The organism is Clostridium sp. UBA3061 (genome assembly GCF_002367465.1).
Taxonomy (GTDB): Bacteria; Bacillota; Clostridia; order Clostridiales; family Clostridiaceae; genus Clostridium_J; species Clostridium_J sulfidigenes.
In genome coordinates this window covers 1-13,500 of sequence record NZ_DFCF01000022.1, presented here as the reverse complement: position 1 = coordinate 13,500, position 13,500 = coordinate 1, and the positions used below count along the sequence as shown (strand labels likewise).

13 protein-coding genes and 3 tRNA genes are annotated in these 13,500 nt (G+C 29.6%); 3 read left to right on the top strand and 13 right to left on the bottom strand.

Going from position 1 to position 13,500, the window contains the following annotated elements:
* Positions 1-217: 217 nt before the first annotated feature.
* Together B2P65_RS16335 and B2P65_RS16330 are read right to left on the bottom strand one after the other, a co-directional pair.
* On the bottom strand, positions 218-1,162 hold the full coding sequence (locus B2P65_RS16335; RefSeq protein WP_414632257.1) for a GNAT family N-acetyltransferase: 945 nt from the start codon (positions 1,160-1,162) through the stop codon (positions 218-220).
* Entirely contained in the window at positions 1,146-2,330 is a 1,185-nt protein-coding gene (locus B2P65_RS16330) for an MFS transporter (RefSeq protein ID WP_346880518.1), read from the bottom strand. Before B2P65_RS16330 ends, B2P65_RS16335 begins: the two co-directional genes overlap by 17 nt.
* A gap of 333 nt (positions 2,331-2,663) precedes the next feature.
* Between B2P65_RS16330 and B2P65_RS16325 the strand changes: the two genes are divergently transcribed.
* Entirely contained in the window at positions 2,664-4,019 is a 1,356-nt protein-coding gene (locus B2P65_RS16325) for a M20 family metallopeptidase (protein WP_346849296.1), read from the top strand.
* A gap of 235 nt (positions 4,020-4,254) precedes the next feature.
* Here B2P65_RS16325 and B2P65_RS16320 read toward each other — a convergent pair whose 3' ends face one another.
* The 6 genes from B2P65_RS16320 to B2P65_RS16295 all read right to left on the bottom strand — a co-directional run bounded on the left by B2P65_RS16320 (position 4,255) and on the right by B2P65_RS16295 (position 9,338).
* Positions 4,255-5,013, bottom strand: coding sequence for a tRNA threonylcarbamoyladenosine dehydratase (locus tag B2P65_RS16320; protein ID WP_346849295.1), 759 nt, complete (start codon positions 5,011-5,013; stop codon positions 4,255-4,257).
* A gap of 310 nt (positions 5,014-5,323) precedes the next feature.
* The gene (locus B2P65_RS16315; protein ID WP_346849294.1) at positions 5,324-6,568 is read right to left on the bottom strand and encodes a DUF1015 domain-containing protein; all 1,245 of its coding nucleotides are present in this window, start codon (positions 6,566-6,568) and stop codon (positions 5,324-5,326) included.
* Between the two features lie 25 nt (positions 6,569-6,593).
* A complete protein-coding gene (locus tag B2P65_RS16310) occupies positions 6,594-7,505 on the bottom strand; it encodes a D-2-hydroxyacid dehydrogenase (protein WP_346880517.1) in 912 nt (303 codons plus the stop codon).
* Between the two features lie 158 nt (positions 7,506-7,663).
* Positions 7,664-8,740 (bottom strand): pyridoxal-phosphate-dependent aminotransferase family protein, encoded by a 1,077-nt coding sequence (locus B2P65_RS16305; RefSeq protein WP_035135214.1) that lies wholly within the window; start codon positions 8,738-8,740, stop codon positions 7,664-7,666.
* 163 nt (positions 8,741-8,903) lie between these two features.
* The gene (locus B2P65_RS16300; protein WP_035135212.1) at positions 8,904-9,089 is read right to left on the bottom strand and encodes a hypothetical protein; all 186 of its coding nucleotides are present in this window, start codon (positions 9,087-9,089) and stop codon (positions 8,904-8,906) included.
* 72 nt (positions 9,090-9,161) lie between these two features.
* On the bottom strand, positions 9,162-9,338 hold the full coding sequence (locus B2P65_RS16295; RefSeq protein WP_167403159.1) for a hypothetical protein: 177 nt from the start codon (positions 9,336-9,338) through the stop codon (positions 9,162-9,164).
* 228 nt (positions 9,339-9,566) lie between these two features.
* Here B2P65_RS16295 and B2P65_RS16290 point away from each other — a divergent pair, with 228 nt between their 5' ends.
* Both B2P65_RS16290 and B2P65_RS16285 read left to right on the top strand, forming a co-directional pair.
* Positions 9,567-10,823: a DUF1576 domain-containing protein gene (locus B2P65_RS16290; RefSeq protein ID WP_346876372.1), complete on the top strand. Its 1,257-nt coding sequence runs from the start codon at positions 9,567-9,569 to the stop codon at positions 10,821-10,823.
* A gap of 2 nt (positions 10,824-10,825) precedes the next feature.
* On the top strand, positions 10,826-11,167 hold the full coding sequence (locus B2P65_RS16285; protein ID WP_035135210.1) for a hypothetical protein: 342 nt from the start codon (positions 10,826-10,828) through the stop codon (positions 11,165-11,167).
* A 51-nt stretch (positions 11,168-11,218) separates the two neighbouring features.
* Here the strand turns inward: B2P65_RS16285 and B2P65_RS16280 are convergent, their stop codons facing one another.
* From B2P65_RS16280 to B2P65_RS16260, 5 genes are all read right to left on the bottom strand, one after another.
* Entirely contained in the window at positions 11,219-11,977 is a 759-nt protein-coding gene (locus B2P65_RS16280) for an acyl-CoA dehydratase activase (protein WP_346849293.1), read from the bottom strand.
* A 207-nt stretch (positions 11,978-12,184) separates the two neighbouring features.
* The gene (gene sfsA, locus B2P65_RS16275) at positions 12,185-12,883 is read right to left on the bottom strand and encodes a DNA/RNA nuclease SfsA (RefSeq protein ID WP_346876371.1); all 699 of its coding nucleotides are present in this window, start codon (positions 12,881-12,883) and stop codon (positions 12,185-12,187) included.
* Positions 12,884-13,147: 264 nt separating this feature from the next.
* A tRNA-His gene (locus B2P65_RS16270) sits at positions 13,148-13,223 on the bottom strand.
* 6 nt (positions 13,224-13,229) lie between these two features.
* Positions 13,230-13,303 (bottom strand) — tRNA-Gly (locus tag B2P65_RS16265).
* A gap of 4 nt (positions 13,304-13,307) precedes the next feature.
* A tRNA-Gly gene (locus tag B2P65_RS16260) sits at positions 13,308-13,382 on the bottom strand.
* Positions 13,383-13,500: the final 118 nt, after the last annotated feature.

Sequence of the window (13,500 nt, the reverse complement as noted above, 5' to 3'; positions counted from 1 at the left end):
CCCGCATGAATAAAACAACTAGTTGACTAGTTAAATAGCTAAATAGTTAACTATATAAAAGGTAACCTATATAAAGTTCCAACATATAGGTGATAAACTCGAATACCACGTTCCTAAAAAAGTTATACACTTAAATAAATAAAAATACACCACCTTTAATATGGATGGTGTATAACAAATTATATTTGAATTAAACTAATTAGTTCCTAAATTAAAATTATTTATTATTTTTATAAAATATAACATGATCTCTCCACTTTCCATTTATGTGTAGATATTCTTTACATATACCTAGTTCATTAAATCCACATGCCTTTAAAACTCTTTGTGACTTTTCATTATCAACTAAAGTTGTTGCTTCTATTCTATGAAGTCCTAATTCTTCATAGGCATATGTTACAACTAAACTAACAGCTTCTTTCATATATCCATTTCCCTGATACTGTTCGTCCATAGAGTATCCTATAAATGCACTCTTAAATACACCGTGGACTATATTATATATACGTATTCTTCCTATCATCTTCTCTGCTTTATATATTCCAAAGTGAGCTCCTTCACCCTTAATAAATTCTTTGTAATTCTCTATTAAAGATTGCTTTTGAACTTCTACTGTATAAAATTCTTCATCTCTGTGCGGTTCAAACTTTGATAGAAAGTCCTTATTTCTCGTATAATACTCTAATAAATCACTTGCATCATCAGAATTAAGAACTCTTATACTTATTTTATTTCCTTGAATTTCTAGCTCCTTCTTATATGAATTATTATAAAATTCTTCTTCTACTATTCCAAATAATAAACTACCTTCATATTTAAAATTTGTTATAATACTATCTGATATATATCCTTCTAATTGAAATCCTAAGTTTGTAAAAGGAGTTAAACTTATTTTTTCATCACATATAATATTAACTTTATGAAGACCTTTGCTTTTTATTAAGTTATTTAGCATCAACTTTAGGGCATCTTGTAATGTTTTATTAGCATCTCTTCCACTTTTATAAAACTTTAATTTTATAATTACACCTTTATTCTCATGGTCTAAATCTAAGATTATAAATCTTCCTACTATAATTCCAGATGAATCTCTTATTATATATTTATTTGCTTCATCAGTTGCATTACTAATACTTACTTCCCTTTCACTGCTCAACTTCATTACCTCCCCTTTTAAAAATACTATAATTTCCTCTATATATTAGAAATACAAACAAGATAGAAATACTCAAGCTTATTGGTATTAAATAAAAAGTTTTTGCTGTCCCTATAATATCATTTAATCTTCCCATAATAAGATTTAGAATCATACTTATAGTGCTTGATAATGTTAAAATTAATCCTGTTATATATGAACTATTATCTTTAAAAACCTTACTAATAGTAGCTACTACTGTAGGATATGCGATTGCAAAGAATAGTCCTGTTACACATATTAAAATGAGAGCATTATGTCCAACAATTAGAGCAATTATTAATAATACACATGCAATTAGTAAAGAATATAAAACTGATTGTAAGTATCCTAACTTTTCAGCTACAAACCCACCTAATAATCTACCTATAGTAAGTAAAAAGAAAAAGGCTGACAAAAACATAGCTCCACTACTGCTAGTATAGTTATAACTTTCCATGAGGAAATTAACTATCCAATTAGACATTCCCATTTCTGCAAACACGTATGTTCCTAATGCTATAGCATAGATATACATATACTTTTCTTTAAAAGCTATAGCTATATTAAATTTATTTTCTTTTTTAGTTATATTAAAATTAGGGATTTTTATAAAGAAAAATATTATTAATACTACAATAAAAATCATTGCTATTCTAAAGAATACACTTCTCCAACTTACTCCATTGTCTAAAATGTTTCCAATAGCAAATTGTCCTACCGTAGATCCAAATCCATAAAAACAATGAGCTGAATTCATCATTATTGCTTGGAATGTAATAAATAGAGCTGGTATTAGCGTATTTACTCCAATCATTACAAAAGCAATACCCATGTTTATTAAAAACATTCCAATTAATAGTATTGTATAAGTTTTAGAGAAAGCTACTATTAAAACAGAGGCTATAATAGTGAAAAGCCCCGTACAGATTACATTTCTTTGTCCAAATTTTTCACATAGTAGTCCACCTATATAAGTAAATATTATGTATCCTAAAGAACATACCGATAAGAGCATGCCCATACTTGTATTATTTGTATTAAAAGTCTCTTTAAATACAGGGACAAATATTCCCTTAGTGTTATCGACTATAGCAATTACAGCCATAATAATAAATATAAATATTGTTATGGCAAAACTTTGGTTTTTCTTCACTAACATCACTCCTTTTTCAATGATATTATATCATAATTAATATATGTTTTTATTGAATTGAATCCTTTATTTTTTATAGCTATTAAGTAAAGTAATTATCCTAACAAAAATATACTATTGTATATATTAATTCATTAATTAATATAAAAAAGATATAAATATGAATAAGAATAATAGACAAGTATTCAAATCAAGAATGGCTGATATATTAACCTACTGTAATATTGACATATGTTATCATCTATGTTTAATTTAAACTATAGGATATATTTCCTTAATTTCATATGTGTCAACAATATGTAAAGCTTATCTAAAATGAAAGGGGATAGTCTCATGATGAAAAAAGAAGAAATAAAAGAAAGAGTTAATGAGTTAATACCTGAACTCATAGACTCTATAAAAGAAGCTGTAAGTTTTAGAAGCGTTATAGACGAGGATAACCCTAATTATCCATTTGGTAAAAATATAGACGATTGTCTAAAAAGCACCTTAAATTTATGTGAGTCTTTAGGCTTTAAAACTTACTATGATAAGGATGGTTACTATGGTTATGCAGAGGTTGGCCAGGGCCCTGAATTAGTTGGAGTTCTTGGCCACTTAGATGTAGTTCCTGAAGGAGATTTGAATTCTTGGACATACCCTCCATACGAATTAACTATAGTTGATGATAAAATATATGGAAGAGGAACTCAAGATGATAAAGGTCCTACTATAGCTTGCATATATGCAGTAAAAGCTTTATTGGACTTAGGAATCAAATTAAATAAAAGAATAAGATTTATATTTGGAACAGATGAAGAAAATCTTTGGAGAGGTATTAATAAATATAAAGAGAATGGTGAAGAAATTCCTGCTATGGGAATAACTCCCGATAGTGAATTCTTCTGTATAAATGCAGAAAAAGGATTACTTCAATCTACTTTAACTTGTAAAAAGAGTTCTAATTTAACTTTAAGTGCAGGAAATGCATTTAATTCTGTTCCTGATAACGCTACATATACAGGAACTGCAGAAGAAATTAATTCTCTTAAAAATGTATTAAACAGTTTAAATTATAAATATATTTTAAATGAAAACTCTATTTCTGTTATTGGAAAAGGTGTTCACTCTGCAGATAGTGCTGAGGGGATTAATGCTATTTCTAGACTAGCTATAGCTTTAGAACAAATGGGCTCATCATCTAACTCAATAAAATTTATAGCAAATGTAATTGGTGAAGATGTTGCAATTAAAAATCTCATACCAAAATGTGAAGATGTATCTGGAAAACTAACTGTAAATGTAGGTAAAATTGATTTAAATGAAGATATAGAAACTATATCTTTAGATATTAGAATTCCTGTTACCTATAAAAAAGAAGATATAGTTAATCCATTAAAGGCAAAAGCTTTAGAATATGATTTAGAATATAATGAGTTCGACTGGATGGAATCCATATATGTTCCTGCAGACCATTTCTTAATTAAAACATTGAAAGAAGTCTATGATGAAGAAACAGGATATGATGGAATACCAGAATCATCTGGTGGAGCTACTTATGCTAGAGCTATAGATAACTGTGTAGCCTTTGGTATGGTATTCCCTACCTCAGAAAAGACAGAACATCAACCAAATGAATTTATAACTATGCATGATTTAGTTAAAGCTACAGAAATTTATGCCTTAGCATTATATAAATTAGCTAAATAAGCTGAATTCTTAGAGCTTTGCTCTTTAGAAATTGTTATCAATAGTCGTAATTGCTTTACCTTTCATAAAAAATAGAAGTATCGGTTCAAGTAATTATCGGATAAACATAATTTTTAAAATAAGAATCCGTCAAGTATTATACTGACGGATTTTTATATTATAAACTTAAATAAGCAATTACACTCTGCTAAAGGTATGTTTTACTTAATGTTGATTTTTATTAGATTCCTTTTAATTAGCTTTCTTTAAGTAAGTCCTTTATTACTTCTCCACCTATTATCATTCCTGCCACTGGTGGCACAAAAGATATGCTCCCTGGTATTTGTCTTTTTATAGCACACTTTTTAGTCCCGCCTGTACATACACACCCTGTTTTACAAGTAACCACATCATCTTGTTTTGGTTTTGTAGGCATCTCCTCAGAGTAAACTACCATAAGGGATTTAATCTCTCTTTTTCTAAGTTCATGCCTCATAACCTTTGCAAGTGGACACACTTTAGTATCATATATATCTGCAACTTTAAATTGTGTAGGATCAAACTTGTTTCCTGTACCCATAGAGCAGATTATTTTTATACCCTTTTCATTACAATACTCTACCAGAGCAATCTTTGCTGATACAGTATCTATAGCATCTACAACATAATCAACATCATCACTAATTATTTCTGGAATATTTTCTTTAGTAACAAAAACTTGATGAGTTATTACATTACATGCTTTATTAATTGAAAGAACTCTATCTTTCATAGCCTCAACTTTTACTTTTCCTACAGTATCATAAGTTGCATGTATTTGTCTATTTAAATTAGTTAAACAAATAGTATCATCATCAACTAAAACAATAGTTCCAACACCTGCTCTTACTAATGCTTCTACTGTAAAGCTGCCTACTCCACCTACTCCAAATACTATAATCTTACTGCCTTTTAATTTATTTAAACCATCTTTTCCTATTAATAGCTCTGTTCTTGATAATGAATGTTGTAACATTTTTGCATCTCCTTAATATGTGGTATTTACCTTATAACCTTAAAGATATTTTTAACTTTTTCTTTTAAATCATAAATAAATACATAAATTTTTATTCTCTGAATATATCAATTTTATATTTTTTACTAATATAATTCAACTGTGTATTTATGTTAAGTATTTCTAAAGCTTATTACAAGCTAAGAACTCTGTTTATATTTCGAACTTTATATACTCAAAAAAGCTAAATCTTAAAAAGTATAATTACTTTTATAAGATTTAGCTTTTTTGATTTAGATAAGATACAAATAAGTTTTACCTTTAATTTACCTTAGCTTAATTCATGAACAAAGATTCCACTTCTTAATTTTGGTTCAAACCAAGTTGATTTAGGAGGCATAACTTCTCCAGCATCAGCAATGTTCATAAGTTCTTCTATGCTTGTTGGATTCATAGAGAACGCAACTTTCATTCCTTCAGCTACTCTTCTTTCAAGTTCTTTGAGACCTCTGATTCCACCAACAAAATCTATTCTATCACTTGTTCTTGGATCTTCTATAGCAAGTATTGGTCTTAGAAGGTTTTCTTGTAGTATAGATACATCTAAACTCTTAACTGGATCTTTTGAATCATAAGTTCCATCTATAGCAGTTAACTTATACCACTTGTTATCTAAATACATTCCAAAATAACCTTTTCCTTCTGGTCTGTATTGGCCTTCTCTCTTATACTCTTCTACAGTAAACTTCTCAGAAACTTTATTTAAGAATTCTTCGCTAGAATTTCCATTTAAATCTTTTACTACTCTGTTATAATCCATTACATATAAATCATCTGCTGGGAATATAACTGATAGGAAAAAGTTGAATTCCTCTTCTCCAGTATAGCTAGGATTTGCTTCTCTTCTCATTTTACCTACTTTTACAGCAGATGCAGCTCTATGGTGACCATCAGCTATATAAAGATATTTAACTGATTTAAATAACTCTTCTAATCTTTTTACAGTTTCAGTGTCATTTATAACCCATACAATATGAGATATTCCATCTTCGGAAACGAAGTTGTATTCTGGCTCTTTAGCAGTCCATGAAGCAACTATTTCATCAATTTCTCCTACATTTTTGTATGTTAAGAAAATTGGACCTGTATTTGCATTACAATGGTCAACGTGATTAATTCTATCTTGCTCTTTTTCAGCTCTAGTGTGCTCATGTTTTTTAATTATATCATTCATATAATCATCTATAGAAGTACATCCAACTATACCAGTTTGAACTCTTCCATCCATGATTTGTCTATAAATATACATGCTTGGAGCATTATCTTGAATATAAGTTCCATCTTCTCTCATCTTGTCTAAAGTTTTTCTAGCGGTGTTATAAACTATTTCATCATATTGATTTGTTTCTGCTGGTAAATCAATTTGTGCTTTATCAACATGTAAGAAAGAGTAAGGGTTTCCTTTAACCATTTCCCTAGCTTCTTCTGTGTTCATAACATCATAAGGAAGAGCTGCTACTTTTGAAACTAGCTCTTTTGTTGGTCTTATGCTTTTAAAAGGTCTTACAACTGCCATATTTTTTCCTCCTACGTAATTAATATTATTTAAAGAAATCGAATATAGTTTGAACTATTTCTTCACCTATTCTTGTTTGAGCTTCTACTGTTGCTGCTCCAATGTGTGGTGTAACTGATACTCTTGGATGGTTAACTAGATCTTCATTCTTAGTTGGTTCAACTTCAAATACATCAACGCCTGCTCCTCTTAACTTTCCACTATTTAAAGCTTCAAGTAAAGCAGCTTCATCTACAACTCCACCTCTAGCACAGTTAATTAGTACAGCTCCATCTTTCATAATATCAAGTTGAGCTTTACCTATTGTAGCTCCTTGCTCTTTTATGAATGGTATATGAAGAGATACATAATCAGATTTAGATAATACTTCTTCTAAAGTACCATATTCATATTTATCATACCCTTCAGCTTTACCAAGGATATCAGTATACATAATTTTCATTCCTAATACTTCAGCCTTTTGAGCTAAACATTTTGAAATTCTTCCGAAACCTATTAAGCCTAAAGTTTTTCCACTTAACTCAATACCTTCATATTTTTTCTTTTCCCATTTTCCTTCTCTCATAGTCACATTTGCAGTACTTACAAATCTAGAAACTGCAAACATATGAGCTAGTGCAAGTTCTGCAACTGATGCACTACTAGAATTAGGAGTGTTAGCAACTCTTATTCCTTTTTCAGTAGCATATGCTACATCTATATTATCTACACCTACTCCACCACGGATTATTAATTTTAATCTTCCTGTTTCACAAGCTTTATCTATTATTGGTTGTCTAACCTTTGTAGCACTTCTTACTACTACTACATCAAAGTTTTGTAAAGCTACTCCTAATTCTTCAGGCTCATAAAATTTCTCTATAACTTCATATCCATTATCTTTTAATACCTGTATTCCACTTTTCTCCATGCCATCAGTAACTAATACTCTTATCATGACGATACCCTCCTAAAATAAAATTAATTAATAATTAATTATTTAAAATCTAACTTCATCCACATACATTAAGTATATAAATTGAAAACTTATACATTTTAAACTTGTATATGAATCTTTATTACTTGAAAATTAAGAAGGGAATTACCCCTTCTTAATTATTCAAGTCCTAATATTTCGTTAATGTTCTTTAATAATTCTTCAATTTCTGCTGGAGTAGTCTCTGCCATGTGAGCTATTCTGAAAGTCTTATCTTTTAACTTTCCATATCCATTAGAAATTTGATATCCTCTTTCTCCTAGAGCTTTGTTTAAAGCTGCAACATCAATATTTCTAGTATTCTTTATGTTAGTTAAAGTGTTAGACATATATCTTTCATCTGGTAATATTTCAAAGTATTTTCTTGCCCATGCTCTAACAATTTCTCCGCCTTCTATGTGTCTTGCATATCTCTTATCAAGACCTTCTTTATTTATAATCTTATCAAGTTGATACTCTAATGCAAACATGTGAGATAATGAAGGTGTTGATGGATATTGATAATCTTTCTTTTGAATGTATTCATATAATGATAAAAGATCTAAGTATAATCCTCTATGTGGAACTTGTTTTGCTCTCTCTATAGCTTTCTTAGAGAAAGTACACATTGACATTCCTGGAGGAAGTCCAATAGCTTTTTGAGTTGAAGTAATACAAATGTCTACTCCCCATTCATCTACTTTTAATTCTGTTCCTGCAGCTGAGCTTACAGTGTCTAAGCAGAATACAACATCTGGATATTTTTTCACTACTTTAGCTATTTCATCTAGTGGGTTCATAACACCAGTTGAAGTTTCGTTGTGAGTAACTGTTATTAAATCATATTTTCCAGTGGCTAAAACTTCATCTACTTGCTCTGGAGTTGTTGGTGTACCCCATTCAACTTCATATAAATCTGCTGGTACATTGTTAGCTACAGCCATTTCATACCATCTCTTACCAAAAGCACCTACAGCAAAAACTGCAGCTCTCTTAGCTGTGCATGAACGAACAGCACCTTCCATAAGCCCACTACCAGAAGTAGTTGAAAGTAATATTTCTTCTTTTGTATTAAATATAACTCTCATGTAATCACTAATTTGTCTTTGTATTCTTGATGCCTCTTTGCTTCTGTGTCCTATCATTGGTGTAGCCATTTTTTCTAATACGTCTTGTGCCACATCAACTGGACCTGGTATAAATAATCTCTTGTGCATGATTCACCCTCCTAAAATAAAGTAAACTTTATAATTTCCAATATCTGATTTGAAATCAATTACATTTTAACATTTTTCCATAGGTTTCTCAACCATAATAAATTAAATATTGGGATATATTATTATAATTTAAATTTTTATTAAGTTTTTGGAAATATAATACTTATTTCAATCTGATTTCTTCGTATATTTCATCAAATATATCTTTTACACAATGTCCTCTTACAAAATTAGAGCAATTATTACAACTTTGTTCTAATTGCATAAGTATTTCATTTGGATAATATGATCTCTCATTATAAAATGAACAGTTTTGAGCAATTCTACTTTTAATTTCATTGGACACCATTACTTTAACACTCCTATGTATTATAATATTATATCTTTTGTATTATCATATATTTTATACCTACTTTTTAATTTAATAATCGAAACAATCTAAAACAGATTCTGTTTCTCTACAATACCTTACAATTAAACATTGTCCTAAGTTTCTAGGACATTTTTTACACATACAATTAACTTCCTTTCCATCACATTTATTTTGTTTAAAATCAGGACATTTCTCACAATTATAAACTACTATATCCATTACCATTTTTATTTCCTCTTTCTAATTTAAAATATTTCGTTATTGTTTAATCTACATAATTAAACTAGTTTAAAACAATATTATATATATGCTTATTTGTGCTTAAAATTAAAATAATTATAATATAAATACTATAGTTATCACTTATAAAAGTTGATATACTATAGAAGTAAAGCCTTATATATATTAAAAATATACACCTTTATTTGAAGAGTGTAAATAAATTCAAGGGAGTTGATTATTATAAAAGACTTTACCACTAGAATTCCACTACCCTATAAACTATTTCTATGTCTTAGTGGAATATTAATATTAGTATCTTTTCTTTTTAACTCACCACATCAGATATTCATTGGCTTAAAAAATATAATCTTAAACCCAGATATACTCATAACAGATTACATGGAAATTGGCGGTGTTGGTGCAACTTTCATAAACTGTGCACTTTTGATTATATTTTATGTAATAATGCTAATTTTTTTAAACGTTAAACCCTCAGGAACTATAATTGCAGGTGTATTTACAGTAAGTGGTTTTTCCCTTTTCGGTAAAAACATTTTAAATATCTGGCCTATTATATTTGGTATTTGGTTGTACTCCAGATTTCAAAAGGAACCATTCTCCAATTATATAGTTACTGCACTTTTTGGAACAACCTTATCTCCAGCTTTAATTCAACTAATTGGTACTACTACAATACCTCTTTATCTATCTGTTATGATAGGTATCCTTATTAGTATAGTAATAGGTTTTTTACTTCCACCCTTAGCTTCTGCTTGTATGAGAATACATCAAGGATATAGCCTTTATAATGTAGGCCTAGCTGCAGGATTAATAGGTACAGTATTAATGTCTTTACTTAGAGCTTTTGGTATTGACTTTGAAAGTAGAATTATATGGTCTACAGGCAATAATGTTCCTTTTATTATATTATTTTCAATGATATTTTTAGCTATGATAACTTTGGGTTTTTACTATAATGGTAATAGCTTTAAAAACATTACAAAAATAACGAGATATTCTGGTAGATTGCTTACAGATTTTTATCTTATTTTTGGTGAAGGAATTACTTTAATAAATATGGGGATTCTAGGACTCTTTTCAATGTTTTTAGTTGTTTTAGTAAATGGTGACTTGAATGGTCCAACTTTAGGTGGTATATTAACTATTGTTGGGTTTGGAGCCTTTGGTAAGCATCTAAAAAATATAATCCCTATAATGTTCGGTATAATATTATGTACTTTCTTTAATATTTGGGAAATAAACTCGCCTAGCGTTATTCTAAGTTTACTTTTTGGTACAACTCTAGCTCCAATTGCAGGTTCTTTTGGATGGCTGTGGGGAATAATTGCAGGAGTATTACATGCTTGCCTAGTAATGAATATTACATATTTACACGGTGGAATGATTTTATATAATAATGGCTTTTCAGGTGGCCTTGTATGTATGTTCTTACTACCACTAATTTCTGCATTTAGAAAGGAATATTAATTATGAAACACTTACGTCAAAGAAATATAAAAATACTTAGTGAGCTAACTAGTTACTTAGTTAGAATTGGCTGTAGTGATCTACATATAGATTTTAATACTAAGGGTGATATTACCTATATCAGCTTTACCAGTGTAAATCCTGATATTAGTGAGCAAATACTAAATGATTTGACATCTCAGTTAAACATGCCAAGGAGACAAGATATTGAGGAGTATTACTGGGCTCTTAATGGAGATAATGATTCCTCTTCTGAATTAAGTTTAGTAGGCATGATGACTGATTCTGTGGATGTAAACTACACTAATGACGTATTAAAAATTAGTTTAACTAGATTAAAATAATTTTTAACACATTTTATAAAAATAAGTATAGGTAATAAAGTTTACCTATACTTATTTTAAATTTTTAGCTAATAAAGCAGCTCCAATAGCTCCAGCAAATCTTGCACTATCTTTTGTTTTAACCTGTGAGCCTAATTTTTCAGATAAACTATTTACTATATATTCACAGTTGCAAAGTCCACCAGTTAAAAAATAGTTTTGTGCAGTAGAATGCTTACCACATATGGTGGCTACTTTACTTACGATTGAATCTACAATAGCAAATGCAATATCTTCTTTCTTTCTACCAGTTCCTATTAAACTTATAACTTCTGATTCCGCAAATACAGTACACATAGAACTTATACTTGCATCCTTTCCATCAGTTGCTAACTTACATAATTCATCTATATTTACCCCTAATGTATTAGCCATAATCTCTATAAATCTTCCTGTTCCTGCAGAACACTTGTCATTCATTGTGAAATTCGTTATAAGTCCTCCTTCTACAGTTATAACCTTGGTATCCTGACCACCAATATCTACTACAGTGCAATCTTCATCATATATATAAGCAGCTCCTTTACCATGACACGTTATCTCAGTTACAGTCTTATCTGCATAGGGAACCGATACCCTACCATAACCTGTAGCTATGATTTTTCTATTTTTTTTGCTTATACCTCTATCATCTAATATACTTTCTATTTTTTTTGCAGTTTCTAAACTACTCCATCCTGTAGGGATTACAAAAGTATTATTTATTATATCATTTTCAAATATAGCTACCTTTGCAGCTGTTGATCCTATATCTATACCGATGTAAAACATATGCTCCCCCCTAACTTAAATTTTAATTAACTTTCTACATAAACAAAATCTCTTTAAAAAAGCCCAACATATGAACGTTGAGCCATGAAAAGGAAAATATTATGTTTTAGAAATTGTTTAGATATCTGATTACATTATTATATTATCATAATATTAGGCTTTATAGCTTTTGAATTTTAAATAGTAATTCACTCTTCTATTACATATCTAAATGGATACTAAAACGTCTACTGGTTTAGTAAGCTCTATAAAGTTTTCACCTAAACTACACTCATAGGCAAATACATCAACTCCATTACCTTTAGCAAACCTTAATGCATCTGCAAATGCCTTATCCATTTTGTCATTTGGTTTAAAAGTACTTATATTATCCATTTGAATTAAAAATATAACTCCTGCACCTCTACCTGAATTTTTCACCTCTATTAACTCTAAAAGATGTTTACGACCTCTGTCCGTAGGCGCATCTGGAAACATACTATGTCCATTTTCCTCTAAAGTTACTCCTTTAACCTCTAAGTAATATTCTTTTCCACTTTCATTAGTTAACTTAAAATCAAATCTGCTATTACCAAAAGTTTTTTCCCTACATATAGTCGTATAACTTTCTAAGCCCTTAATCTTCTTATTTATTAATGCTTCTTCTACAATTTTATTTGGAGCTTGAGAATCTATGTTTATTAACTTTCCATTTTTATATCCACCAATTAGGCTAAATCTAGTCTTTCTATTAGCTCCATTCTCTGTTCTTATTAATACATTGCATCCTGGAATTAGAATTTCTCTACATCTTCCCGTATTAGGTACATGCACCAACTCTTCTTTACCATCTATTATTACATATCCTTGAAATCTATTAGGTCTTCTTACAAATTCAACAACCCTAGTTTCTTTATCAAAAATCATATTTTTATCCTCCATGTTTATTTAAAATTTATATAACATTTTATATAAATATAATATTTATCCACAAATAAGCTAAAATTCCTTAGAATTTATCCACTTATAATTCTAATATGTTACTAATTATTTGATTTTATAAGTATTTATCTATATCTTTATTTTAATTATACTATGATTAAAATAACTTTAGCATGATATTATTTTTATATTAAATAATAAGAAAACCTCCTGTTTATAAAAACAGAAGGTTTTCTTATCTATATTATCTGGGGTGGAGGATGGGACTCGAACCCACGACAACCAGAACCACAATCTGGCGCTCTACCAACTGAACTACATCCACCATATTTGGAGCGGGTGAAGGGAATCGAACCCTCGTAACTAGCTTGGAAGGCTAGCACTCTACCATTGAGTTACACCCGCATATTGGAGCGGAAGACGAGATTCGAACTCGCGACGTTCACCTTGGCAAGGTGACGCTCTACCACTGAGCCACTCCCGCATAATCAAAATTTCATTTTTAGACATAAAAATAACTGAATCACATTATACTTGCCTGCTTTAATTTAGCTCATATCTAATTCAGCATATTTATAATATTGGTGGCTCACCGGGGGATC

Excerpts from the sequence above, each read along its gene's own strand:
- B2P65_RS16285 (WP_035135210.1), top strand. The coding sequence starts at position 10,826 with ATGAAACACTTACGTCAAAGAAATATAAAAATACTTAGTGAGCTAACT.
- B2P65_RS16335 (WP_414632257.1), bottom strand. The coding sequence starts at position 1,162 with ATGAAGTTGAGCAGTGAAAGGGAAGTAAGTATTAGTAATGCAACTGAT.
- B2P65_RS16325 (WP_346849296.1), top strand. The coding sequence starts at position 2,664 with ATGATGAAAAAAGAAGAAATAAAAGAAAGAGTTAATGAGTTAATACCT.
- B2P65_RS16310 (WP_346880517.1), bottom strand. The coding sequence starts at position 7,505 with ATGATAAGAGTATTAGTTACTGATGGCATGGAGAAAAGTGGAATACAG.
- B2P65_RS16320 (WP_346849295.1), bottom strand. The coding sequence starts at position 5,013 with ATGTTACAACATTCATTATCAAGAACAGAGCTATTAATAGGAAAAGAT.
- B2P65_RS16295 (WP_167403159.1), bottom strand. The coding sequence starts at position 9,338 with ATGGTAATGGATATAGTAGTTTATAATTGTGAGAAATGTCCTGATTTT.
- B2P65_RS16305 (WP_035135214.1), bottom strand. The coding sequence starts at position 8,740 with ATGCACAAGAGATTATTTATACCAGGTCCAGTTGATGTGGCACAAGAC.
- sfsA (WP_346876371.1), bottom strand. The coding sequence starts at position 12,883 with ATGATTTTTGATAAAGAAACTAGGGTTGTTGAATTTGTAAGAAGACCT.
- B2P65_RS16280 (WP_346849293.1), bottom strand. The coding sequence starts at position 11,977 with ATGTTTTACATCGGTATAGATATAGGATCAACAGCTGCAAAGGTAGCT.
- B2P65_RS16315 (WP_346849294.1), bottom strand. The coding sequence starts at position 6,568 with ATGGCAGTTGTAAGACCTTTTAAAAGCATAAGACCAACAAAAGAGCTA.
- B2P65_RS16300 (WP_035135212.1), bottom strand. The coding sequence starts at position 9,089 with ATGGTGTCCAATGAAATTAAAAGTAGAATTGCTCAAAACTGTTCATTT.